We start from the raw sequence: 24,093 nt of genomic DNA, 5'->3' as shown, positions 1-24,093 counted from the left end.
GGCAAAGGTAGGAACTTGCCGTTGCATGACCCGGCCGATTTTTGCCTTGCTAAGCAGGCCGTTTAGTGTTGTACTGCTTTCGAAAGCAGGTTCATAACCAGAACGCCCATAATAATAAGCGTCATTCCGACGATGGATGGCATATCCAGGTGCTGCTTAAAGAACACAACGCCCACGGCAGCTACCATAACTGTACCCACGCCCGACCAGATGGCGTAGGCAATGCCAGTTGGCATGGTGCGAAGCGTGAGGCCCAGAAAGTATAGGGCCAGGCCGTAACCAACGATGGTCAGGAAGCTTAAGAAGGGTTTAGTGAACTGAGCGGAGGCCTCCAAAGCAACGGTGCCTGCCACTTCCGAGAGGATGGCAAGAAGTAAAAACACATACTTCATAAAGGGTGGGTGGGGCGTGGGACGGCACAAGCTACGCATTACGCGCGAATGCGCGTTGCGGCTTTTCCACCACCACAACCAACCCGACAAAGCCCAGGGTCAGAAGTGCATGGAACGCATAGGCGCCTGGTGTGCCCGACAGTGGTACGTACCAGCCAACGGCCACTACGCCCACGGCCACCAGCAGCCACCCCAGCAGCCGGGCCACCGGGTAGGGCACCGGGAAGTGCCGCTCGCCCAGCCACCAGCACAGCGCGGCCATCATAAAGTAGCAGGCCAGCGTGGCCAGCGCCGAACCCATGTAGCCCAGCACCGGTATCAGCAGGAAGTTGAGGGCCACGGTGAGCACGGCCCCGCCAAAGCTGATGTATGTGCCGTAATACGTTTTGTCGGTGAGCTTGAACCACACCGATAGGTTCCAGTAGACGCCCAGAAACAGGTTGGCCAGCAGCAGCACCGGCACCACGGCTAGTCCCTGCAAGTACTCGCGCCCGTGCAGGAACACCTTGGCCACGAGGTCAAGGTTCACGCTTACGCCCACAAACAGTATGGCGCAGCATAGCGTGAACCACTTGAGCACCAGGGCGAACGTGCGGGGCGAGTTCTGGTCGGTGCTCTGGGCGAAGAAGAACGGCTCGGCGGCGTACTTGAAGGCCTGAATGACGAGGCTCATCAAGATGCTGAGCTTGTAACAGGCCCCGTAGATGCCCACCGCCGTCAGGCTGCTCTGGCCGGGGTAGAAGTTCTCGGGCAGCCACATGGGCAGCAGAATCCGGTCGAGCGTTTCGTTGACCATGCCGGCCAGACCCATCAGCATAATGGGGTAGGCGTACTTCAGCAGGGGCCGCAACGGCGCCAGGTTCAGACGGAAACGGAAGTCGGTCAGCTCGCGGCCCAGCAGCAGGAGCGTGAAGGCGCTGGCCGCCACGTTCGAGATGAACACGTAGCCCACCCCGATGCCGGAATTGTACACCGCCCGCACCAGCGGCTGCAGCGCCGACAGGTACTTGCCGGCCAGAATATCGGGGCAGACAACGATAAAAAACAGGTTCAGCCCCACGTTGAGGGCAATATTGGCCAGCCGGATGGCGGCAAACTTACGGGCTTTGTTTTCGAGGCGCAGGCGGGCGAAGGGCAGGGCTGCCAGTGCATCGAGGCCCAGAATGGCAGCAATCCAGTAAGCGTACTGCTCGTGGCCGGGCGGCAAACCCAGCAGGCCCATCAGCGGGCGGGCCAGCAGCAGCAGCAGCAGCGTCAGGCCCACGCTGCTGATGAGCAACATGGTCAGCGAGCGGTCGTAGAGCTCCCGCGGGTCGGTGCCGGGGCGGTTGGCGAAGCGGAAATACGTGGTTTCCATCCCGTAGGTGAACACCACGTTCAGAAACGACACGTAAGCAAACAGCCCCGTCACGATGCCGTATTCGGCTGCCGCGAAACGGGCCGTGTACACGGGCACCAGCAGAAAGTTGACCACCCGGCCCACAATGCTGCTCACCCCATAAATAGCCGTCTGGGATGCCAGCTTCTTCGCTAAACCCATCTGTTTTTAATTAGTAATTGATAATTAGTAATTAAAAATTACCGCACGATTCCGGGAGGTGGGAATTTGCACTACTGCCCCTCAGCTCCTGAGAATTATTAATTCTTAATTATCAATTACTAATTCCCTGTAAAGGCCGCGGGGCGTTTTTCGAGGAAAGCGGTGGTGCCTTCTTTGAAGTCGTCGGAGGCGAAGCAGCGGGCGAAACCCTGGGCTTCGGTCTGGTAGCCGTGGCGCTGCTGGTCGTAGTAGGCATTCACCGAATCGAGGCACAGGCCCACGGCCAGCGGGGCCTTGCCCAGAATGCGCGTCAGCAGCTGGCGGCAGAAATCGAGCAGCTCGGCCTGGGGCACCACGTGGTTGACGAGGCCCAGGCGCAAAGCCTCGTCGGCCTTCACCATGTCGGCCGTCAGCAGCAGTTCGATGGCCTTGCCCTTGCCCACCAGCTGGGCCAGGCGCTGGGTGCCGCCGTAGCCCGGAATCAGGCCCAGGTTCACTTCGGGCTGGCCGAAGCGGGCATTCTCGGAGGCTACCCGCAGGTGGCAGGCCATGGCCAGTTCGCAGCCGCCGCCCAGCGCAAAGCCATTTACGGCGGCCAGCACGGGCTTGTGGCTTTCCTCGATGCGGCAGAAGATTTCCTGGCCCCGCTCGGCGGCTTTGCGGGCCGCCAGCACGTCGAGCTTCGAGAGTTCAGCAATGTCGGCACCGGCCACGAAAGCCTTTTCGCCACTGCCCGTCAGCAGAATGCCGCGCACCTGCTTGTCGTCCTGGGCCTGGCGGAAGGCGTGGCCGATATCCTCGATGGTGGCCGCGTTGAGGGCGTTGAGCTTGTCGGGGCGGTTGACGGTGATGGTGGCAATGCCGGAGGCGGCATCAAGGTCGTAGAGCAGAGTGGCGAAGGAAGTCGGCATGGCGGTGGGAGGGAAAAAAGGGCTGATACAGGGGCCAAAGATAGAACGAAATGGCCCGCTCCGTTGGGCAGGTGGGCCGGCCCAACGCCTCAGAGACGCCATTGAGCGAAAAGGCCCGCGCACTGCGGCCGCAAAACCAGACCTTCGGGTGGCCGCCACGCCGCGGCGGGCTTGTAAATAGAGAAAGTTCTATCTTCCGGCCGCATCTCTTCTCTTCACCCTCAACCCCTTGCGCGTATGGGCTTCGTCTCCGAATTCAAAGAGTTTATCTCCAAAGGCAATGTGCTCGACCTGGCTGTCGGCGTTATCATCGGCGGGGCCTTCGGCAAAATCGTCACGTCCCTCACCGACGACATCCTGATGCCCATCCTGACGCTGCTCACCGGCGGCCTCGACTTCAAGGAGTGGTACCTCTCGCTCGACGGCAAAACCTACCCCACGCTCGAAGCGGCCAAGGCGGCGCAGGCGGCCACCATCAACTACGGCCTGTTCATGAACGCCGTCATTACCTTCCTGCTGATGGCCTTCGCCATCTTCTGGCTCGTGAAAATTGCCAACCGCTACAAGAAGCCCCAGGAAGTGGTGCCCGTAGCCGACCCGCTGCCCACCAAAGACCAGCAGCTGCTGGCCGAAATCCGCGACGCGCTGCGCAACCGGGCTTAAGCCCCGCGTGCGCCCAGGCACCCCAAAGCCGGCGCTGGCTGCCCACGGGCAACCGGCGCCGGCTTTGGGGTGCCCGCGGGTTGGACTGACGCGCTGGTTTTTATGGGCTTTGAACTAACTTAGTTGGTGGCCAGTTCGTTTGACACACTCCCACCACCGCCGTTTTTGCTCCTTTAATGAAGAAACTGTTTTCCGTATTGGCTCTGGCTGCCGCCAGCTGGGCCACTGCCCCGGCCGCCCACGCCCAAACCGCCGTGCTCGACGGCCAGACCCGCGAAGAGGCGCAGGCCCGGCAGGCAACCCAGAAGCAGGCCCGCAAGCGCGGCAAAGCCTCGGTCGACGATGTGGCCAACATGCAGCGCCGCATGAGTATGAACGCCGAGGAAAGCAAACTCGATCAGCAGCAGGAACTGCTGGAAGCCCGTTCGGGCGGGGGCAACTCCAGCCTGAGCCGCGGCGCCGGCCCCGACCGGCAGTACGACCGGGGCACGGGGGGCTTCACGGTGCGCAAATACCGCGACAAGCGCGTGGGGGCCAAGCCGCCCAAGCGCGGCGCCACCCGGCCGGCCGGCTACGTCAACCCCAAAGGCAAGCCCATGACCGATAAGCAGCGCCACAACCGCGGCCGCAAAAAGCACTTCCTATTCTTCTGAGCTGCAAGCCGTAAGCTACAAGCTGCAAGCCTGACCGCTAGAGCAAAGCGAAAGCCCTTAGAACATTAGAACGAGTCGTTGCTACGGTCGTTCTAATGTTCTAAGGGCTTTCGCTTTGCTCTAGCGGTCAGGCTTGCAGCTTGTAGCTTACGGCTTGCAGCTTCCTTAGAGCGTCCGCTTGATTTCCTGCTCCTCGAAGCCTTCGATGTTGTCGCCCTCCTGGAGGTCGTCGAAGTCCTTGAGCGAGATACCGCACTCGTAACCCTGGCGCACTTCCGACACGTCGTCTTTGTAGCGCTTGAGGTCCTTGATGCCGCCCGAGTACACCACGATGCCGTTGCGCACGAGGCGCACCTTGGTTTTGCGGGTAAACGTGCCGTCGGTTACCATACAGCCGGCAATGGCGCCCACCTTGGTGATGTTGAACACCTGGCGGATTTCGGCGTTGGCCACCACCACTTCCTTCACCGTTGGGGCCAGCATGCCTTCCATGGCATCCTTCACCTCGTTGATGGCGTTGTAAATGATGGAGTAGAGGCGGATATCAATCTGCTCCTGCTCGGCCAGCTTGCGGGCACTGATGGAAGGCCGCACCTGGAAGCCGATGATGATGGCGTCGGAAGCCGAAGCCAGCAGTACATCGGACTCGGAAATGGCACCCACGCCCTTGTTGAGGATGTTGATGGCAATTTCCGGGGTGCTGAGCTTGAGCAGCGAGTCGGCCAAAGCTTCCACCGAACCGTCCACGTCGCCCTTTACAATCACGTTCAGCTCCTTGAACGAGCCGATAGCCAGACGGCGACCAATCTCGTCGAGGGTGATGTGCTTCTTGGTGCGCATGCTCTGCTCGCGGGCCAGCTGCTGACGCTGGGTGGCCAGCTCGCGGGCTTCGCGCTCGGTTTCCATCACCTGGATTTTGTCGCCAGCCTGGGGCGCGCCCGTCAGACCAAGTACCTGCACCGGGGTGGCCGGGCCGGCTTTCTTCATCTTCTTGCCGCGGTGGTCGGTCATGGCTTTCACGCGGCCAAAGTGCGGACCAGCCAGCACGATGTCGCCTACTTCCATGGTGCCGGTTTGCACCAGAATGGTGGTTACGTAGCCACGGCCCTTGTCGAGTGAGGCTTCGATAACCGTACCCACAGCCTTGCGGTCGGGGTTGGCGGTGAGCTCCAGAATCTCGGCTTCGAGCAGCACTTTCTCCAGCAGATCGTCGATGCCAACACCGGTTTTGGCCGATACTTCCTGGCTCTGATACTTGCCGCCCCACTCTTCCACGAGCACGTTCATGGCCGACAGCTCCTCACGGACCTTATCGGGGTTGGCGCCGGGCTTGTCAATCTTGTTGAGGGCAATAACAATCGGCACACCAGCCGCTTGTGCGTGGTTGATGGCCTCGCGGGTCTGGGGCATTACCGAGTCGTCGGCCGCTACCACGATAATGGCAATGTCGGTGACTTTGGCACCCCGGGCTCGCATAGCGGTAAACGCTTCGTGACCCGGCGTGTCGAGGAACGTCACGCGCTTGTCCGACTTGGTCATCACGTCGTAGGCGCCGATGTGCTGGGTGATGCCGCCGGCCTCGCCCTTAGCCACCGTGGCGTTGCGGATGTAGTCGAGCAGCGAGGTTTTGCCGTGGTCGACGTGGCCCATGATGGTCACGATGGGGGCGCGGGGCTGCAGGTCAGCCTCATCGTCCTCAATCTCCACTACGGTGTCTTCTTCCTCGGCCGTCAGGAACTCAATATCGTAGCCGAACTCGTCGGCAATTACGGTAATGGCTTCGGCGTCGAGACGCTGGTTGATGGAGACGAACATGCCCATGTTCAGGCACACCTTAATCACCTCGTTCACCGACACGTCCATGAGCGACGCCAAATCGTTGGCCGAGATGAACTCGGTTACTTTCAGCGTCTTGGCATCGAGCTCGTTCTGCGCGCGCATGGCCTCGCGGTCCTCGGCGGCGTTGCTACGCTTGTCGCGGCGGTATTTAGCGCGGTTCTGCTGGTTGCCTTTGCCGCCGCTGAGCTTGGCCAGCGTGGCCTTGATCTGCTCCTGAATCTGCTTGTCGTTCTGCTCGGGCGTGAGCGGCGCGGCGTTGGCCCGGGGGGCACCAGCGCGGCCACCGGCTCCGCGGTTGGCAGCCGGACCGGTACCCGTAGGGCGCGGACCCTGACCGGGGCCGCCCGGACGCGCACCACCCGTCTGGCCGGGGCCATTCATCGGGATGCGCTGGCGCTTCTTCTTATCGGCGCTCAGGCCGCTCTTGCGCACATCGGACGAGGCCACCGGGCGGGCACCTCGGCCGCCGCGGCGCGACGAGTCGGTGGGCAGCTCGATTTTGCCCAGTACCGTCAGGCCCTTGAGCTGGTCGGCTTTGGCCACAATGGTATTGTCTTCAGCGGGCGCATCGGCGGCCGGCGGAGTTGCAGCCGGGGTAGCCGCGGGTGCAGCAGCCGGAGCGGGGGGCGATGGCGTAGCGGCCGGCTTGGCTTCGGTGGCGGGCTTCGCGGTTTCGGCGGGCTTGGCAGCCGGAGCCTCGGGCGCCTTGGCGGCCGGCGCTTTCACCTCAGGAGCCTTTGCCTCCGGCGCTTTCGTTTCAGCGGGCTTAGGCTGCGAAGCTTTGGCATCGGCCGGCTTAGATTCGGCCGGCTTGGTTTCAGCGGGCTTTTCAGCGGCGGCAGCGGGCTTGTCGGCCTTGGGGCGCACGGGGCGGCCCTTCGAGTCGAGCTCAATCTTGCCCAACACCTTCAGGCCGGGCACGCGGTTGGTGTCGGCTTCGGGGGTTGGGGCAGGAGCGGGGGCCGGCTCGGGCTTGGCGGTTTCGGCGGGCTTGGGGGCCGGAGCTTCAGCAGCAGCTGCGGGGGCAGCGGGCTTGGCCTCGGCGGCGGGGGCCGGAGCGGCAGCAACCGGAGCGGGCTTGGCGGGCGCCGGCTCGGGCTTAGGCTCGGGCTTAGGCTCGGGAGCCGGGGCAGGCGCGGGCTTGGCCGCTTCGGCCGCACGGGCCTGGGCCGCTGCTGCTTCCAACTCGCTCTGGCGCTTGGCCTGGCTGACTTTCTCGGCCTCCTTCTTATCCTGCACCGACGACGCGAAGGCCTTGTTGAGCTGGCTTACCTGCTCGGCCGTTAGCTTGGTCGTGGGTTTGTTGTCGATGGAGTGCCCTTTTTCCGTCAGAAAGTCCACAATCGTGGAGGTGCCAACGTTCAGGTCTTTGGCCGCCTGATTAAGCCGTTTAGTTGATGCTTCCGCCATTCTGTGCTCGCGAACGATGCTCTTATTCAGTTGCAAAGGTACTACATTAAATCTTGCCGGGCGACGTTGAAATCAGGCCACCCGGCCCGATTTCAGCGTCCTTGCCGTACCGGCCGCCGCGCACTCATTGCGCGGCGCCGGAATTTGGTGAATCGTCGTTTTTCTGCGGCTCGGTTTCCGCCTCGGTGGCCGTTGCCGGCTGCTCCGCGGTGGTTTCCGTTACGGCTACGCCCGCGTCCGTGGCCTCAACGTTGGCTACGGTTGCGTCGGTGGTGTCGGCGCCGGCCTCCGCTACCGGAGTTTCAGTTACAGCCTCGTCGTTGTTAGCGTCGGTGCTGCCGTTCTCGTCGTCGGCGAAACGGGGCTTGGGGGCCGCTTCGGTTTCTGCCTCGTCTTCGAACTCGTTGCGGATAACACGGAACAGGTCCTCAACGGTTTCCTCTTCCAGCTCGGTGCGGCGCACAATGTCTTCTTTATTTACCGCCAATACGGCGCGGCCGGTGTCGAGGCCGATTTTCTTCAGCTCATCGATAATCCAGGCTTCCACTTCGTCGCTGAACTCGTCGAGGGCAATGTCCTCCTCGAAGTCGCCGGCGTCGCGGAACACGTCGATTTCCATGCCCACCAGCCGCGAGGCCAGCTTGATGTTGGCGCCGCCGCGGCCGATGGCCAGGCTCACCTGGTCGGGCCGCAGGAACACCGATACGCGGCCGGTCTGCTCGTTGATTTTCATCGACGTGAGCTTGGCCGGCGACAAAGCCCGGGCGATGTACAGCTCCAGATTGTCGGTGTAGTTAATGATGTCGATGTTCTCGTTTTCCAGCTCCCGCACTACGGCGTGGATGCGCGAACCTTTCATGCCCACGCAGGCGCCAACGGGGTCGATACGCTCGTCGTAGCTTTCCACGGCCACTTTGGCCCGCTCGCCGGGCTCGCGCACGATGTTTTTGATGGTGATGAGGCCGTCGAAAATCTCGGGTACTTCCTGCTCCATCAGGCGCTCAAGGAAGGCCGGCGCGGCGCGCGAAAGGATGATTTTAGGCGTGCCGTTGAGCACATCCACGCGGTGCACCACGGCGCGGATGTTGTCGCCCTTGCGGTAGCGGTCCTTCGGAATCTGCTCGCCTTTGGGCAGGCTCAGCTCGTTGTCGTCCTTGTCCAGAATCAGCGCCTCGCGGCCCCACACCTGGTACACTTCACCCACCACAATCTCGCCCACCTGGTCTTTGTAGGCCTGGTAGAGGTTGTCGCGCTCCAGGTCCTTCACGCGCTGAATCAGCGTCTGGCGGGCCATGAGCACGGCGCGGCGGCCGAACTCCTCGAACTTCACTTCCTCGGCCACTTCCTCGCCTACCTCGAAATCGGGCTCAATCTTCTGGGCCTCGGCCAGCGGAATCTTGTCGAAATCCCAGATGTCCTCCGAGTTATCGTCCACGATTTCGCGGTTGCGCCAGATTTCCAGGTCGCCGTTGTCGGGGTTGATGATGACGTCGAAGTTCGAGTCGTCCTCGTACTTCTTGCGAATCATCGTGCGGAACACGTCGTCCAGAATGGACATCATGGTAGGCCGGTCGATGTTCTTCGAGCGGGCGAATTCGGCAAACGATTCAATCAGGACGTTGCTGTTCATTTTTTAAGCTTTTAGCTGTCAGCTTTTGGCTGTTAGCTTTCCTGTGAGGAGAGCTAGCGGCCACTGCCAAAAGGTGAATAACTTAGAAACAGGGCTATCAGCTAATGGCTACTAGCTAACAGCTCGAAAACTTATTTAAACGAAATAACCACTGTCGCCTCGGCAATGTCGCGGAACGGCACCGTGATGGCGGGCAGGGTTTTCTCCTTGTGTTTTTCTTTCACGATTTCGGCCAGCTCGATACCGGCGCCCTCGGGCAGCAGGCTTTCGAACTTGCCGGTAATTTCGGAGCCGTTCTGCAGTTTCAGGTGCAGCGTGCGGCCCACGTGCCGCACGTACTGGCGCGGGTCGCGCAGGGGCTGGTCGGCGCCGGGCGAGGTTACTTCGAGCGTGTAGCTGAGCTCGTCGCCGTAGTGCTCCTCGATGCGGCGGGCCAGCCGGCGGCTCACCTGCGCGCACTCGTCAATACCGAGGCCTTCTTCCCCGTCGAGGGTAACGGTTACTTTGGGCCGCACGGAATCCGAAACGGTTAAATCCACGGCGAACAGGTTGCCATCGGTGGGCAGACTGTCGCGCAGCATTTCCAGCAGCAGGTTACGGTCGAGGGTCATAGGCGGCGGGCCCCGGAAGGGGCGGTAAAAAGAAAGAGGGGACGATACGTCCCCTCTGGTCTTGCGTCAACTTGTGGGGCAAAGGTACAACAAGAAAGTGCTATAAGCAAGATGGGGTGATGAGGCCCTCAAACCCAACCTTACCGCATCACCGTCAGCCAGCCCTTGGCGGTGCGGCCGTCGATGTCCTTGAGCTGGTAGTAGTACAGGCCGTCGGGCAGGCCGGTCGCCTGCCAGTCGTCGTGGTAGTCGGCCGTTTCGTACACCTTGGTGCCCCAGCGGTTGAACAGGCTCAGGTGCGTGGTGCGGCAGCTGAAGTACGGAATGAAGGTTTGGTTGGTCTGGTCGCGGTTGGGCGTGATGATGTTGGGCACGAAGGTGCGCTGGACAACCACTGGCACGAAGCTGGTTTCGACGGTACAGTTGGTGTAGCGGGCCACCAGGCGCACGGTGTACTGGCCGGGCTGCGTGAATACGTGCTCCGGGTTTTCCTCGGTTGAAGTCGGGCTGCCGTCGCCGAAGTCCCACTCGTAGGTGCCGCCCGTCAGCACGGGTTGCATGGTGAGCGTGAGCGGGGCCAGGCCGGTAAACTGCGGGTACCGCTCGCATACCGGCAGGGCCAGCGGCGTGTTGGTGGTAGGCGAGGGGGCCAGCAGCACCCGCCGGGTGGCGGTGGTGGTGCAGCTGTTTTCGGTTACGGAGTAGGTGAGCGTGAAAATGCCGCCCCGCAGCTTGGTGTCGGGCGGTGTGAACAGGCCGGCGGCCGTAACGCCCGTACCGCTCCAGGTGCCGCCGGCGGGCGTGGCCCCGGTTAGCTGCAGCGGCGCGGTTTCGTAGGCGCACAGCGTCAGGTCGGGGCCGGCCTGAACGCTAGGCGGGGCGTTGACGGTAATGGTGGTAGTGGACAGCCCGCAGGATACCGTGTCGCTGATGGTGTAGGTGAGCGTGAAGGTGCCGGGCCCCGACAGGCGCGGGTCGAAGGTGTTGCCGCTCAGGCCCCGCGGGCCGCTCCAGGTGCCGCCGGCGGGCGTGGCCTGCAGCGTGATGGGGCTGGCCGTGGCGCACAACGGCGGCAGCGGCGCCAGCAGCGTAGACACCGGGCGGGTGACGGTCATGGCCAGCGGGCGGGTGCTTACGCAGGTGCCGGTGGCCAGCACCGAATACTGCAGCAGGTTGCGGCCAACCAGTGCCTCCGAGGGCCGGAACTCGTAGCGGCCATCGGGCCGCCGGAACACGCCCGGGCCGCTCCAGGTGCCGCCGGCCGGCTGGCCGCCCAGCAGCACCGGGCCGTCGGAGGCGCAGGCGTAGCGGGCCGAACCGGGGTCGGCCGTGATGATTTCGAAGTTGATGGCAAACGCCGCGTTGTTGCAGTTGCTGCTGGCGTTGCGGGTGGTGTAGGAGTTGGCGCCCGGCGGCACCGGGAAGTTTTGGGTGCCTCCGCAGCCCCCGCAAACGGCCTGGTACACGATGCCCTTCTTGCTGAAGCGCGAGGTGCCGCCGTCTACGTGCTCGCCCCGGCCGCCCGCCTCGCCGTAGAAAGTGGCGTATTCGAGCCCGGTGAGGCCGGCCGCAAACTGGGCCAGGTAGAAGTCGTTGCCGTCGGTGGTTTTCTGGGCGGCGTTGGGCGTAACGGGCAGCCTGGTGGTAGTGCCCGAGCTGTAGCCCCGGTTGGTCGAGCCGCCCCAGCCCGCCACGTACACCCGCTCGCAGTCATCCACCAGAAAGGCCGTGGGCGACAGCTCGTGCTCCGATTGGGCCGAGCCGAACGTGGTGCTGAACATGGTGCGGCTGAGCGTGGCATCGAGCTTATGAATGAACTGCTTGGCGCCGGACGTGCCGTACAGGCCGGGCGTTTTGGGGTAGGCCGGCGAGCTGGTCTGCCCCAGCACGTACACGTCGCCGCTGTTGTCGAGCTGCACAAAGAAGGCCAGGTCGTCGGCCGAGGTGCCCAGATAAGTGCCGTAGCGCAGGCGGCCGGCGTCGGCCGTCAGGCCCACTACAAATCCCTCGCGCCCACCCGCCGACTGCGGGTGCAGGCTGCCGGCCACCGTGGGGAAGCCCGTGCCGTTGCTGGTGCCGCCCACGTACAGCGTGCGGTCGGGGGCGAGCTGCAGCGAAAAGGCCGCGTCGGCGCTGGTGCCGCCCAGGTAGGTGCTCCAGTTGAGGCGGTCGAGCAGGCGCGGCAGCTGGCACACCACCGCATCGGCGGCGCCGCGCAGGGCGGGCTGCTGAGCGCCGCTGCTCACCGGAAAGTCGGGGCTGCTGCTGGTAGAGGCGATGTACACGTTGTTGTCCCCGTCGGTCAGCACATCGCCCCGAAACTGGTCGCCGTAGTTGTTGGTCAGGCTCAGGTTGAGGCCGTCGTTGGCTTTGCCGCCCAGGTAGGTGGCCGCCACCAGCCTGGCGCCATCGGAGCTGAGCGTGGCCACGAAGATGTCGGCGCCCTGCGGGTAATCCATGCCGCTGAGCGGCGTAACGCCCGGGCCGCCCTGAAACGTGCGCTGGGCCGCGGCGGCGCCAACCGGGAAGTTGCCGGAGCCGGTGCTGCCCATAATCACCAGCTCGTCGCGGCCATTCACTACCAGGCTGTGGGGCGCATCGGTGTAGGTTCCGCCCAGGTAGGTGGCGTAGAGGCGGGCCCGCGGCCCGCTGGTCGTTACCTTATATTTGATGATGGCCACATCGCCCAGGCCGGCAAAGTTGGCCTGAAACGCGCCCGGCGACACCGGGTAGCCCGGTCCGAAGGCCACCCCGCCCGAGTACATATTGCCCTCGGCATCGTAGGTGGCCGTGAAGCCCCAGTTGTCGGCCAGCGAGCCGGTGAAGCTCGAAAACAGCACGGTCGGGTCGATGGTCAGCGGCAGCCTGGCGTCGTAGGCGCCCAGCCGAAACCGCACGGTGCTGCCCTGCAGCTCGAAGCGGCAGCTTACCGGCAGCCGGCGGCCGGCCGCCGTGGTCTGCCAGGCCTGGGGCGCCTGCTCGGTCACCGTGCCCACGCTGGTTTCAATCAGCAATTGCCCTTCAGAAGTAAGCCGCAGAGCGCTGGGGCCGGCGTAGCGCAGCCGGATGTTGTCGGGCTTGGCACCGGGGGCCAGCTCGAAGTCGTATTCGAGGTGCTGGCCGGCGTTTTCGTACACCCGCACATCGATGCCGGCGTACACGCCCTGGTAGCGCACCTGCCGGTAGCCGAGCACGCCGCTGGCCCACTCGCGCGGGTTGCTGCCCACAAAGTAGTTGCGCGTGCCACTGGTTGCCTGCTCGGGCACGAGCGGCGCCCGGGAATTCCCCCCCTCAAACGACACCGTGTAGGCGTGCCCGCGGCCCGCGGCGGGCGCAGCGTTGGCCGGCCGCGGCTGGCCGTCGGTGCCAATCTCATTGGTGCCGTGGCGGTGGCTGAGCTGGTCCAGCGTGGCCGCGCTCAGCAGCGAGTAGGTAAAGCCGGTGGGCGTGAGGTAGAGCCGCCCGCCCGGCACCTCGGCTTGGTAGCGCACGACTTTGGGCCACTGGCCCTTGTTTTCCACAAATTCCAGCGTTTTTTCGGGTGCCGGCGAGGCGACGGAGCGGGGGGCAGCGGCCAGTTGTAGCGGCAGTAGCAAGCACAGCCAAAGCGGTAGTAGTCGACTCATATAAAGGAGGATAGAATGCCCGGGAAAGATACGAAACAGGCCGCGTAAGACCTGCACTTATTCGTATTTGGTGGCGCTGGCTAGGCGGGCCCGCACCGGAAGCGCTACCTTTACTCATCCGCTTCCGGTTGATAGAAAAGAGGAATCCGTGCGTCGTTCGTTTGCTTTCAAGTGCACTTTGCTGGTGATGGGGTGGGTGCTGGTGGGCATTGCCTGCGAGCAGATACCCGCTTACACCTTCTGGCCGGCCATTTTCGGGGCCCTTACGCTGCCGGTGGCCCTGGGCCTGAATTTGCTGGCGGCCGGCTACTGGCTGCTACGGCGCTGGCCGGTGGCCCTGTTGCCGCTGGCGCTGGCCGTGCTCACGTGGCCGCACTTCCAGCGCGGGCTGGCCCTGCACCCGCTGCGCCTGACCACGGCCGCCGAGCCCGCCACCGCCGGCCCGGTGGTGCAGGTGCTGTCGGCCAACGTGCGCATCTTCAACGTGTACCCGCAGCTTCGCAACAACGGCCTGCAATCATCCAAAGAAATGGTGCGCTGGCTGGCCGAAAGCAAGGCCGACGTGCTGTGCCTGCAGGAGTTCTACAACGAGCCGGCCGGCACCAAATCGGCCGACGGCACCGTGTTCCGGACGCTGGACAAAATCGGCCGGCAGGCGGGGCGCGAGTCGTTTCTGTCGAAAACGCTCACCAACAGCGCCGGGTCCGAGTTTGGTATGGCCATCTTCTCGCGCCACCCGATTGTGAACCGCGGCACCATTCAGTTCGGCAAGCTCACCCAAAACCACGGCATGTGGGTGGATCTGCGCCTGCCCAGCCAGGATACGATTCGGGTGTACAGCTTCCATCTGCAGAGCATGAGCATGGACGAGCGCGACATCGTGGACAGCTACTCCAGCAAATCGGGCCTGAAAAAGAAGGGCCTGGGGCTGCTACGGCGCTTCAAGCGCGGGGCCGTGCTGCGGCACGCGCAGATTGACACGCTCATCAACCGCTTCGCCAAGTGCCCGTACCCGATGCTGCTGTGCGCCGACCTCAACGACGTGCCCTACAGCTACAGCTACGACCAGCTGGCCGACCACTTCCAGAACGCCTGGACCAGCGTGGGCAACGGCGTGGGCAGCACCTACAACGGCCGCATCCCCTTCCTGCGCATCGACAACCAGTTTGCCGGCCCCCGCTGGCTGGTGCGCGACTTCTGGGTGAACTACGAAATCCCCTACTCCGACCACTTCCCCACCACGGCCACCTACCAGCTCAAACCGAAAACGGAGCCCCAGTAACTGCCGGCTGATAACGGTAGGCGGCGACGCGAGAATTTATTTCGCAGCGAACTGCTAGACCGCCTCGCGTTTTTATACTGACTTTACGTTCTTATAAACTGCTGATTGAACTTTATAGACTGGTCGGTTTGAGTTTTGTGCCGTTTGGTTGGGCTTTTAGACTTTATTGCACACAATTCGGGCCGGTTGGCGGTTGTTTTCCGTTCCCCGACACTCTGCGAAACTGCCGTTACTTTTGCACGGCATCCACTCATGCCCAGTCGCCGCTTTGTAGCAGGCAGAAGCATTTGTAAATCAAAACGAAAGCTAACAGCTAGCAGCTGAAAGCTAATAGCTCAATAAATATGCCTCAGCCCTTCTCGCTCTACAACACGCTCACCCGCCAGAAAGCCCCGTTTGCACCCCTGAACGCGCCTTTTGTAGGCGTATACCTGTGCGGCCCGACGGTGTACAGCGAGGCGCACGTTGGCAACGCCCGCGGCCCGGTGGTGTTCGATGTGCTCACGCGCTACCTGCGTTACCTGGAGTACAAGGTGCGCTACGTGCGCAACATCACCGACGTAGGCCACTTGGTAGATGATGCCGACGAGGGCGAGGACAAAATCGGCCGCATTGCCCGCGCCCGGCAGGTGGAGCCCATGGAAGTGGCCGAGGGCTACACCAACCTCTACCAGGACCACATGATGGCCCTGGGCTGCCTGCCGCCCGACATTACGCCCCGCGCCAGCGGCCACATCATCGAGCAAATCGAGATGACCGAGCAGATTATGGCCAACGGTTTCGCCTACGAATCCAATGGCTCGGTGTACTTCGATGTGCCGGCCTACAACGCTGCTGGCAAGGAATACGGCAAGCTTTCGAACCGGGTAGTGGAGGAGCTGCTGGCCGGCTCGCGCGACAACCTCACGGGCCAGGACGAGAAGCGCAGCCCGCTGGATTTCGCCCTCTGGAAGCGGGCCGATGAGCGCCACCTCATGCGCTGGCCCTCGCCCTGGGGCGAAGGGTTCCCCGGCTGGCACCTGGAATGCTCGGCCATGAGCCGCAAGTACCTCGGCGCCGAATTCGACATTCACGGCGGCGGCTTGGATTTGATGTTCCCGCACCACGAGTGCGAAATTGCCCAGAGCCAGGCCTGCGAGCATCCGACCAACGAGGCCCGGGTGTGGATGCACAACAACATGATTACCGTGAATGGCCAGAAGATGAGCAAGTCGGCGGGCAACTTCATCACTATCAGCCAGCTGTTCAGCGGTGAGAATGAGGTGCTGGCCCAGGCCTATTCGCCCATGACGGCCCGCTTCTTCCTGCTGCAAGCCCACTACCGCAGCCCCGTCGATATTACCGATGAGGGCCTGCAGGCCGCCGGCAAAGGTTACCGCAAGCTGATGAACGGCCTGCGCCTGCTCGATAAGCTGCAGCTGCCCGAGGGCCTCGAAGCTGCCGCCGACACCAGCGCCGCCGACGCCGAGCTGCGCAAGCTGGCCGCCGACTGCTTTGCCGGCCTCAACGACGACCTGAACACCGCCCGCACCATTGCCAGCCTGTTCAATTTGCTGCGTAAACTCAACGGCTACGCCGCCAAGCCCGATACCCTGGCCCAGGTGAGCCCCGCAGCCCTGAACGAGGCCACCGCCACCTACCGCACGCTGGTGCAGGACGTGCTGGGCCTGCGCGACGAGCCCCGCGCCAGCGCCGAAGACCTGCTGGGCCTCACGCTGCACTTCTACCAGGAAGCCAAAGCCGCCAAGGACTACGGCAAAGTCGACGAAATCCGGGCCGCGCTCAAGCAGCAGGGAATCGTGGTGAAAGACTCCAAAACCGGCGTCGACTGGGCGTATAGCGAGGAGTAGGGGCGGAGCTACAAGCTTTAAGCCGCAAGCTTCAAGCTACCTGGCGCAGGCAGGGGCCACGGCAGCAAAAGCGTGCGGCTTGAAGCTTGTAGCTTGCAGCTCATAAATCAGTGCCGAACATTTACCCGAAGCGCTCCGCTCCATGAAAAACCTGTTCCGATTTGCCCCGGCCGCGCTGGCAGGCCTGCTGCTGCTCACGGGCTGCCCCGGTAAAAATGACACCGCCGACACGTCGGCCGCCCAGGAAGCCGCGCTGCCCAAAACGCCCGCCTTCAACGCCGATTCGGCCTACGCCTACACCGCCCGCCAGGTGGCCTTCGGGCCCCGGGTGCCCAACACGGCGGCCCACGTAAAAACCGGCGACTGGATTATCGGGCAGTTTAAAAAGTACGGCCTGGCGGTGCAGGAGCAGCCCTTCGAGGCCAAGGCCTTTGATGGCAACATCCTCAAGTCGCGCAACATCATTGCCCGCTATAATCCCGCGGCCCCGCGCCGGGTGGCTGTATTTGCCCACTGGGACACCCGGCCCTTCGCCGACAAGGACACCGAGAACAAGAACGCCCCACTCGACGGCGCCTCCGACGGCGCCAGCGGCGTGGCCGTAGCTCTGGAGCTGGCGCGTGTGCTGGCCGCCCAACCCGACAGCCTGGCCCCCGGTGTGGGCGTCGACTTCATTCTGTTCGACTCGGAGGATTACGGCTACGACGGCATCACGCAGGCCGATAAAACCAACCTGCTCGGTAGCGAGGATAGCTGGTGCCTGGGCTCGCAATACTGGTCCAAAAACATGGTGCCGGCCAACTACAAGCCCAACTTCGGCATCCTGCTCGATATGGTGGGTGCCCAGGGCGCCAAGTTCAGCCGCGAAAATCTTTCGCGCGAAAAGGCCCCCGATGTAATTGAGAAAGTCTGGAATACGGCCTCCCAGCTGGGCTTTTCCGACTTTTTCATCTACGCCGACGCGCCGGGCATCGACGACGACCATGTGTACACCAACCGGGCCGGCATCCGCACCATCGACATCCTCGATTTTCTGCCCAGCGGCGAGTTCCGGCCCTACCACCATACCACCAAGGACAACATGAGCATCATCGACCGGCGCACGCTCAAGGCCGTGGGCCAGACGGTGCTGACGGTTATCTACGGCGAGTAGTTTTTGATCTGCTGGCTTCCGCTGGATAAGCAGGTCGAAGGCTCGAAGCAACTAAATCCGTAGTTTTTATACGCCAAGGAGCCCCGGCAACGCAAGCTGCCGGGGCTCCTTGCGTTACTGCTTTTCTCGCGTCTCAACATTGAGCGCCTAATTGAGGACGAAGACAAGCAAGCCTTGTCATACAAAGCCGCTACTCAAAACGAAAGCTGACCGCTACCAGCTAAAAGCTAACAGCTCAAACCCAAATGCTCCTCGTTGACGACCTGCGGCTCGATGCCGATATTCTGCCGCTGTTCAACTTCACCTACTGCCACGAAGCGGAAACGGCGGTGCGCCGGTTGCTGCGGGAGTTGCCGCCCAGCGCCGAGCTGGTGCTGGAGAAACAGGCCGTGTTTCGGGCGCTACTGGCGCAGTGGGACGTTATCGGCGAGTTCAGCTACTCGCGCATTCAGCTGGCCGAGGTGCAGCGGTTTCTGCACGAGGTAGTGAGCGGGCAGCTGGCGCTGGACACCAACCGGGTGCGGCTGGCGGCGCGGCTGCTGGTATCGGAAGAGACGCGCTACCGAACCCGCGCCCGCTACGTGCAGGCCATCAGTTTCTTGCAGCGGCTGGAGCAGCACTATTTCCGCCGCCTGGAGCCGGCCGGGCTGCCGCCTTTCCCCCGCGCTCGGCTCGCCACCATTACCCGGTTTCTGGAGCGTTTCAGCCTGAACTCGGCCGCTGAAGCCGTGGCCCAGGACCAGTTTTCGGCCGCTCGCATGGTGGGCTTTGCCCGGCAGCTGCACGCGGTGGATGAGCAGGAGCTGGCCGCGTTCTGGACCGCATTTTTCTGGTTGGAAGCCTGCTGGTCGGTTTCCAAGGGCTTGCGGGAGCAGGGCTTTGTGTTTCCCGAGTTCCAGCCGACGGGCCTGCACCTCACCGATTTCTACCACCCGCTGCTGGCGGCACCGGTGAAGAACTCGCTCGACCTCGACCCCGCCGACAACGTGCTGCTGCTGACGGGGCCGAATATGTCGGGCAAATCGACGCTGCTTAAGGCGCTGGGGCTGTGCGTGTATTTGGCCCACGCGGGCCTGGGCGTGCCGGCCGCCGCCGCCCGGCTGCCCTTCTACTCGTCCATCGTGGTGGCCATCAACCTGGCCGACAGCCTCAGCGGCGGCTACAGCCACTTTCTGGCCGAAATCCGCAACCTGAAATCCGTGCTGGAAGCCGCGCAGGGGCCGGGGCGTGTGTTTGCCGTATTCGACGAGCTGTTCCGGGGTACCAACGTGGACGATGCCCTCGACATCACCCGCGCCACCGTGGCCGGACTGGCGGCTTTCCCCGAGTCGTGCTTTCTGATTTCCACTCACCTGCTCCAACTCGAAAGCCAGCTGCCCGCCCAACCCGGCCGCCGTACCTTCTGCATAGCCTGCACTTTGCAAGACGGCCTACCCGTATTCTCCTACCGCCTGCAACCCGGCTGGTCGCAGCTGAAAATAGGCCGGATTCTGTTCGACAAGGAAGGCCTGCCGGGGCTGCTGAAAGGATAGGAACTGAAAAAGGCCTGTCATCCTTTTTCAGTTGTTGATTCCCACCAAACTCGCCCCGGCCTCGTTCACCGTCAGCCGCACCGGCTGGCCTGCTATTAACGCCAGATTGCGTGGCTCGTGGCCGACGGGAAAGCCATGCGCTACCGGGAAATCATACCTGGCGGCGTAGTGGTTGATGATTTCGTTGGACGTGCGGCCGAATGGGATGGTGTTATCCTGGGGGTTGGTGAAATGGCCCACCACCAGCCCGGCCAGCCTGGCCAGCTTGCCGGTACGGTCGAGGTGCACCAGCATGCGGTCGATGGCGTAAAGGTACTCATCAATATCTTCCAGAAACAGGATGCGGCCCTGCGTGGATATGTCGGAGGCCGTGCCGGTGAGGGTTTGCAGGATGCTCAAGTTGCCGCCTACCAGCTCGCCGGTAGTCGTGCCGAGCCGGTTGAGCGGATGCGCCGGCACCTGGTAGGCCAGCGTCTCGCCAACCAACGCCCGCCGCAAACTCTCCAATGATTCGGCCCCGCCTTCCTGATGGAACAGCAGCGGCATCACGCCATGAATGCTCTGGAAGCCGCGGGCCAGCAGGTGGCAGTTGAGCGTGGTGATGTCGGAGAAGCCGGCCACCCATTTGGGCGCTTGGGCAAACTGCGTGAAGTCGAGCCCGTCGATGATGCGGGTGGTGCCATAGCCGCCGCGGGCGCAGAAAACAGCCCGGATATTGGGGTCGTCAAGCTGCTGCTGGAGGTCCTGGCGCCGCACTTCATCAGCGCCGCCGAACTGGTGCTCCGTTACGTTGGTACTGGCACCCAGCCGCACGCGCAGGCCCCAGCTTTCGAGCGTGGCCACGGCCGCGGCCAGCTCGGCGTGCGAGGCCGCCCGGGCGGGGCAGACGATGGCCACCAGGTCGTGGGGGCGGAGCGGGGGCGGGGTGATGGTGGGCATGGGGGCAAAAGTAGCTGGTGAAAGAACGTCATTCAGAGCGGAGCGAAGAATCTCGCGTGCTGACGTTGGATTATTCGTTGCAACGTCAGCACGCGAGATTCTTCGCTCCGCTCTGAATGACGTTCTTTCACTAACAACCAAACTCCCTCCCTTCCACGTTACCCACCCGTGCGCTTACTTCTCCTGTTCTTCCTCTTGACTGGCCTGACGGCCCCAACCCTACACGCCCAGTCGACCCCGCCGGACACTACCAGGGGGCGCTACCACCGTCCGCTGTTTAGCCAGGTGAAGGTGCGGCGCAATGTGGAATTTGCCCGCGTAACCGGCCTGCTGGGCCAGACGCAGCCGCTCTACCTCGATTTCTACGAGCCCAGCGGCGACACCGTGCGCCGCCGGCCGCTGGTGCTGCTGGCCCATGAGGGCGCCTTCGTTACCGGCACCCGCGACGATGTGGTGATGACCGAGCTATGCACCCGCCTGGCCCGCCTCGGCTACACGGCCGCCAGCATCGATTACCGGCTGCTGTTCTTCCCGTTCGACAGCGTAGGCATCGGCCGGGCCGCCATCCGCGCCACCCAGGATATGCGGGCCGCCGTGCGCTTTTTCCGGCACGATGCCGCTACCGCCCGCAAGTTTAGGGTGGATGCGCGCTACATTTTTGTAGGCGGCTCCTCGGCCGGGGCCTTTATGGCGCTGCAAACCGCCTACCTCGACAAAGCCGCCGAAGTGCCCGCCTACCTGAATCTGGCGGCCCTTGGTGGCCTCGAAGGCAGCGGCGGCAACGCCGGTTACAGCAGCCGCCCGCGGGGCGTCATCAACCTGTGCGGCGCCCTGGCCCGGGCCGAGTGGCTGCAGGCCGGCGACGCGCCGCTGCTCAGCATACACGGCACCCGCGACGGGATTGTGCCCTACCAACGGGGCCTGATTGGTGGCCCACTGCCGGCCCAGGTAGTGGCGGGCAGCGCCGTGCTGCGCCGCCGCGCCCAGGCCGTGGGCGTGCCCAACGTGCTGCGCCCCCTGCGCGGCGCCGGCCACGTGCCGTACTCCTTCGAGCCCACGTACATTGATTCGGTTTACGTGCCCATGCGCGACTTTCTGCGCCCGCTGCTGGGAGCCGGTGCGCCCGGCCCGCTGCTCGCCGCCGCCCTCAATCCGCGCCGCACGGCCGTAGCCACGGCCGCGCTGCTGCCGCGCCGGGTACAACTTATGGCCGTAGCCCCGGCCGATTCGGTAGGGGCGGCCCCGCCGGAAAACCTGCCGCCGGTTGCCACTTCGACGGAAGAGGCGGCAGTCGATGCGCCGGAGTAGCTCGGCAAACCATCAGGCACCTTAGAAAAGGCAGTAGTAGCAGAATAGGGCGAGCCCCAGCGGGGCGGCATATCGGTAGAAGACCAATAGTCTGATACGTAAAAGCCCCAGCGGGGCGACACGACCAATTCAACGGTTAGTGTCGCCCCGCTGGGGCTTGGTTGCGTTCGGCTACGTTGCGGCTACCGATATGTCGCCCCTCCGGGGCTGAAAGGCAGAAATCGTTACCTTATTTGACGGCCAGCGGCATTGCCCTCTGAGGGGATGAATACCGAAACCCGCTACTTCATCTTTGCAGCATATTTTTCAGAAATGAAAAAATATGCTGCAAAACCCGGCCTACCAGCTGCGGCCGGCCGTTTCCAGCGCCGCTTCGGCCGCCTCAGTTGCTTCGGCCGCCTCGCCCACGGGCCGCAACTGGCCGGTGCGCACAATGAAGGCGCCGTGCTCACGCAGCAAGTCGCGGTGCGTTATCAGGTGGGCCAGGGCCACGTAGCCCACCACGTAGCCGTCCTCATCGGCTTCTTCTGACACCTCGCTGAAGTCGAGCAGGTCGATGAGGCGGGGCTCGTCGGTGCGCAGGTAGATTTCGATTTCCAGGTCGGTGGCGTGGGTGGGCGGGGCGGCGGTTTTGGCGTAGTGGTAGGCGAAGCCCTGGCGCAGTGCCGCCAGATCGGCCAGTACGGCCGAGCCGGTGGGGTGCCCGCCGGCCCCGCGGCCCCGCAGGAACTGCTCGCCCGCAAAATCGGCCTCCAACACCACGCCGTTGAATTCCTCATCCACCCCAAACAGCGGCGACTCGGGCCCTACCAGCTGCGGCGTCACCAGGGCCGTCACGCGGCCATCGAGCAGGCGCTGCAGGCCGGCTACTACCTTGATTTTCTCGCCCCGGCTGGCCGCAAAGGCAATATCGGTAGCCGAAATGCCCTCGATGCCCAGGTTCAGCACCTGCTCGGGCTCCAGAAACAAACCGTAAGCGTGGGCGGCCAGCAGCACGGCCTTGGAGCGCGGGTCGAAGGCGCCCATATCGAGGCTGGGGTCGGTTTCGGCGAAACCCAGCTGCTGAGCCCGGGCCAGGGCCGGGCCGTAGTCGGTGCCGCCTTCGCCCATGCGCGTGAGCACGTAGTTGGACGAGCCGTTGAGAATGCCCGTCAGCTGCCGTAGCGGCTCGGTGCCGAAGTAGGCATCAAGCGTGCGGATGACGGGGATGCTGCCGCACACGGCCGCCTCGTATAATAAGGTGCCGCCGTGGGCGCGCTGCAAATCCACCAGCTCGAGCAGGTGGCGGGCCAGCATGGCCTTGTTGGCCGTGACCACCCGGCGGCCCCGGCGCAGGGCGGCGACCACCAGCCGGAAGGCCGCGTCGGCATCGTCAATTACCTCCACCAGCACGTCGAGCGTGTTATCGTCGAGTAAAGCTTCGGCTTCAAACTCGAACTGCGCGGCCGGCAGCGGCCGGACCTTATCCGGGTTTTTTACCACGATGCGCGCCACCTCGAAGCTGCTGGCCGGGTGCTGCTGCAGAATATCGTAGAGGCCCTGGCCCACGCAGCCGAAGCCGATAAGGCCGATGCGCCAGGACTGGGCGGGGGCAGTAGGAGCGAGGAGTGCGGCGTTAATGGGCATAGGTCAGGGAGTGGAATCGTTCGAGAAAATGCGTGATTTGGGCGGTTTCCAGCAGGAAGCCGTCGTGGCCGTAGGCCGAGTCCATTTCGGCGTACATGGCCCCCGGAATGTGGCGGGCCAGCAGCTGCTGCTCGGCCACCGGAAACAGCCCGTCGGAGGTGATGCCGATAACCAGCGTGCGAGCCCGCACCCGGCGCAGGGCCGCCGCCACGCCGCCCCGGTTGCGGCCCACGTTATGGCTGTCCATGGTGCGCGTGAGGGCCACGTAGCTGTAGGCATCGAAGCGGGCCGCCAGCTTGTCGCCCTGGTAGCGCTGGTAGGCGGCGGCCCGAAAATCGGTAAGCAGCGCGTCGGTGGGCTCGGTTTGGGTGCGGCCGTAGGCCTGGTAGCTGCGGTAGCTGAGCAGCGCCATGGCCCGGGCCGCCCGCAGCCCGGCCGCGCCACCGGCCGGGGTGTTCAGTTGGTAGGTGGCATCGGCAAAAATGGCCAGCCGCTGGGCCTCGTTGAAGGCAATGCCCCAGGCCGAGTGCCGGGCGTTGGTAGCCAGCAGCACCAGGTTTTCGAACACCGCCGGCTGCTGCAGGGCCCACTCCAGCGCCTGCTGCCCCCCCAGCGAGCCACCGATGAGCGTATGCACCCGCGCCAGCCCCAACTCCTCACGCAACGCCTCGTGGGCCGCTACCAAATCGCGCACCGTCAGCAGCGGAAAGTCCTGGAAGGTGGCCCGGCCGGTTTCGGGGTCGGGGGTGAGCGGGCCGGTGCTACCGTAGCACGAACCCAGCACGTTGGCGCACACAATAAACCAGTCGGCCGGGTCGAAGTGGCAGCCGGGGCCCACCAAACCCGGCCACCAGTCGGCCGCGTCGGCGTTGGCCGTCAGGGCGTGGCACACCCACACCACGTTGTCGCGGGCGCCGTTCAGGTGCCCCCAGGTTTGGTAGGCGACGGTCGGGGGGGTTAGCTGGCCGCCGTTTTCGAGGGGCAGCGGGTGGGGGAGCTGGAATTGGTGCGTGGGCATTTGTTTGGGCTTTTGAGTTCTGGCGTTTACCCCACCCCCCGGCCCCCTCCCCTCCGGGAGAGGGGGTGCCAGACGCGAGTCTGTAGATTCGTTGAACGCACCCCCTCTCC

The 24,093-nt window shown here is 63.8% G+C and carries 16 protein-coding genes and 1 pseudogene; 7 read left to right on the top strand and 10 right to left on the bottom strand.

Annotated elements, in window-relative coordinates:
* Nucleotides 1-62: 62 nt before the first annotated feature.
* From H145_RS0101150 to H145_RS0101140, 3 genes are all read right to left on the bottom strand, one after another.
* Entirely contained in the window at nt 63-392 is a 330-nt protein-coding gene (locus H145_RS0101150) for a DMT family transporter (RefSeq protein WP_019946297.1), read from the bottom strand.
* A 31-nt stretch (nt 393-423) separates the two neighbouring features.
* Entirely contained in the window at nt 424-1,932 is a 1,509-nt protein-coding gene (locus H145_RS0101145; RefSeq protein ID WP_019946296.1) for a lipopolysaccharide biosynthesis protein, read from the bottom strand.
* 119 nt (nt 1,933-2,051) lie between these two features.
* The gene (locus H145_RS0101140; RefSeq protein WP_019946295.1) at nt 2,052-2,843 is read right to left on the bottom strand and encodes an enoyl-CoA hydratase-related protein; all 792 of its coding nucleotides are present in this window, start codon (nt 2,841-2,843) and stop codon (nt 2,052-2,054) included.
* 237 nt (nt 2,844-3,080) lie between these two features.
* Between H145_RS0101140 and mscL the strand changes: the two genes are divergently transcribed.
* Both mscL and H145_RS0101130 read left to right on the top strand, forming a co-directional pair.
* Entirely contained in the window at nt 3,081-3,506 is a 426-nt protein-coding gene (gene mscL / locus H145_RS0101135; RefSeq protein WP_019946294.1) for a large conductance mechanosensitive channel protein MscL, read from the top strand.
* A gap of 176 nt (nt 3,507-3,682) precedes the next feature.
* On the top strand, nt 3,683-4,159 hold the full coding sequence (locus H145_RS0101130; RefSeq protein ID WP_019946293.1) for a hypothetical protein: 477 nt from the start codon (nt 3,683-3,685) through the stop codon (nt 4,157-4,159).
* A gap of 165 nt (nt 4,160-4,324) precedes the next feature.
* On the opposite strand, the gene infB is transcribed toward H145_RS0101130, so the two are convergent.
* The 4 genes and pseudogenes from infB to H145_RS0101110 all read right to left on the bottom strand — a co-directional run bounded on the left by infB (nt 4,325) and on the right by H145_RS0101110 (nt 13,275).
* On the bottom strand, nt 4,325-7,408 hold the full coding sequence (gene infB / locus H145_RS0101125; RefSeq protein WP_019946292.1) for a translation initiation factor IF-2: 3,084 nt from the start codon (nt 7,406-7,408) through the stop codon (nt 4,325-4,327).
* A gap of 394 nt (nt 7,409-7,802) precedes the next feature.
* A pseudogene (gene nusA / locus H145_RS0101120) lies at nt 7,803-9,038 on the bottom strand (transcription termination factor NusA); the annotation flags it as partial.
* Between the two features lie 131 nt (nt 9,039-9,169).
* A complete protein-coding gene (locus H145_RS0101115) occupies nt 9,170-9,649 on the bottom strand; it encodes a ribosome maturation factor RimP (RefSeq protein ID WP_019946290.1) in 480 nt (159 codons plus the stop codon).
* 140 nt (nt 9,650-9,789) lie between these two features.
* Nucleotides 9,790-13,275, bottom strand: coding sequence for a DUF7948 domain-containing protein (locus H145_RS0101110; RefSeq protein ID WP_157540928.1), 3,486 nt, complete (start codon nt 13,273-13,275; stop codon nt 9,790-9,792).
* 148 nt (nt 13,276-13,423) lie between these two features.
* Between H145_RS0101110 and H145_RS0101105 the strand changes: the two genes are divergently transcribed.
* From H145_RS0101105 to H145_RS22335, 4 genes are all read left to right on the top strand, one after another.
* Nucleotides 13,424-14,557 (top strand): endonuclease/exonuclease/phosphatase family protein, encoded by a 1,134-nt coding sequence (locus tag H145_RS0101105; protein ID WP_026351173.1) that lies wholly within the window; start codon nt 13,424-13,426, stop codon nt 14,555-14,557.
* Nucleotides 14,558-14,901: 344 nt separating this feature from the next.
* Entirely contained in the window at nt 14,902-16,407 is a 1,506-nt protein-coding gene (gene cysS / locus H145_RS0101100) for a cysteine--tRNA ligase (RefSeq protein ID WP_019946287.1), read from the top strand.
* Between the two features lie 142 nt (nt 16,408-16,549).
* On the top strand, nt 16,550-17,560 hold the full coding sequence (locus H145_RS0101095) for a M28 family peptidase (protein WP_019946286.1): 1,011 nt from the start codon (nt 16,550-16,552) through the stop codon (nt 17,558-17,560).
* Between the two features lie 245 nt (nt 17,561-17,805).
* Entirely contained in the window at nt 17,806-19,092 is a 1,287-nt protein-coding gene (locus H145_RS22335) for a MutS-related protein (RefSeq protein WP_019946285.1), read from the top strand.
* A gap of 27 nt (nt 19,093-19,119) precedes the next feature.
* On the opposite strand, the gene H145_RS0101085 is transcribed toward H145_RS22335, so the two are convergent.
* The gene (locus H145_RS0101085; protein ID WP_019946284.1) at nt 19,120-20,031 is read right to left on the bottom strand and encodes a S66 peptidase family protein; all 912 of its coding nucleotides are present in this window, start codon (nt 20,029-20,031) and stop codon (nt 19,120-19,122) included.
* Between the two features lie 168 nt (nt 20,032-20,199).
* Here H145_RS0101085 and H145_RS22330 point away from each other — a divergent pair, with 168 nt between their 5' ends.
* Nucleotides 20,200-21,339 (top strand): alpha/beta hydrolase, encoded by a 1,140-nt coding sequence (locus H145_RS22330; protein WP_083937629.1) that lies wholly within the window; start codon nt 20,200-20,202, stop codon nt 21,337-21,339.
* 339 nt (nt 21,340-21,678) lie between these two features.
* On the opposite strand, the gene H145_RS0101075 is transcribed toward H145_RS22330, so the two are convergent.
* Complete coding sequence (locus H145_RS0101075; RefSeq protein ID WP_019946282.1) at nt 21,679-22,965, bottom strand: homoserine dehydrogenase; 1,287 nt, start codon at nt 22,963-22,965, stop codon at nt 21,679-21,681.
* The gene (gene metX, locus H145_RS0101070) at nt 22,955-24,055 is read right to left on the bottom strand and encodes a homoserine O-acetyltransferase MetX (protein ID WP_262489201.1); all 1,101 of its coding nucleotides are present in this window, start codon (nt 24,053-24,055) and stop codon (nt 22,955-22,957) included. Before metX ends, H145_RS0101075 begins: the two co-directional genes overlap by 11 nt.
* Between the last annotated feature and the right edge of the window lie 38 nt (nt 24,056-24,093).

This window comes from Hymenobacter aerophilus DSM 13606, assembly GCF_000382225.1.
GTDB classification, from domain to species: domain Bacteria; phylum Bacteroidota; class Bacteroidia; order Cytophagales; family Hymenobacteraceae; genus Hymenobacter; species Hymenobacter aerophilus.
The sequence above is the reverse complement of the archived record's forward strand: the minus strand, read 5'-3'. Positions and strand labels throughout refer to the sequence as shown.

Coding starts and splice junctions, on each gene's coding strand:
- mscL (WP_019946294.1), top strand. CDS start 3,081: ATGGGCTTCGTCTCCGAATTCAAAGAGTTTATCTCCAAAGGCAATGTG.
- cysS (WP_019946287.1), top strand. CDS start 14,902: ATGCCTCAGCCCTTCTCGCTCTACAACACGCTCACCCGCCAGAAAGCC.
- infB (WP_019946292.1), bottom strand. CDS start 7,408: ATGGCGGAAGCATCAACTAAACGGCTTAATCAGGCGGCCAAAGACCTG.
- H145_RS0101115 (WP_019946290.1), bottom strand. CDS start 9,649: ATGACCCTCGACCGTAACCTGCTGCTGGAAATGCTGCGCGACAGTCTG.
- H145_RS0101140 (WP_019946295.1), bottom strand. CDS start 2,843: ATGCCGACTTCCTTCGCCACTCTGCTCTACGACCTTGATGCCGCCTCC.
- H145_RS0101150 (WP_019946297.1), bottom strand. CDS start 392: ATGAAGTATGTGTTTTTACTTCTTGCCATCCTCTCGGAAGTGGCAGGC.
- H145_RS0101075 (WP_019946282.1), bottom strand. CDS start 22,965: ATGCCCATTAACGCCGCACTCCTCGCTCCTACTGCCCCCGCCCAGTCC.
- H145_RS0101145 (WP_019946296.1), bottom strand. CDS start 1,932: ATGGGTTTAGCGAAGAAGCTGGCATCCCAGACGGCTATTTATGGGGTG.
- H145_RS0101130 (WP_019946293.1), top strand. CDS start 3,683: ATGAAGAAACTGTTTTCCGTATTGGCTCTGGCTGCCGCCAGCTGGGCC.
- H145_RS0101085 (WP_019946284.1), bottom strand. CDS start 20,031: ATGCCCACCATCACCCCGCCCCCGCTCCGCCCCCACGACCTGGTGGCC.
- H145_RS22335 (WP_019946285.1), top strand. CDS start 17,806: ATGCTCCTCGTTGACGACCTGCGGCTCGATGCCGATATTCTGCCGCTG.
- H145_RS0101110 (WP_157540928.1), bottom strand. CDS start 13,275: ATGAGTCGACTACTACCGCTTTGGCTGTGCTTGCTACTGCCGCTACAA.
- H145_RS0101095 (WP_019946286.1), top strand. CDS start 16,550: ATGAAAAACCTGTTCCGATTTGCCCCGGCCGCGCTGGCAGGCCTGCTG.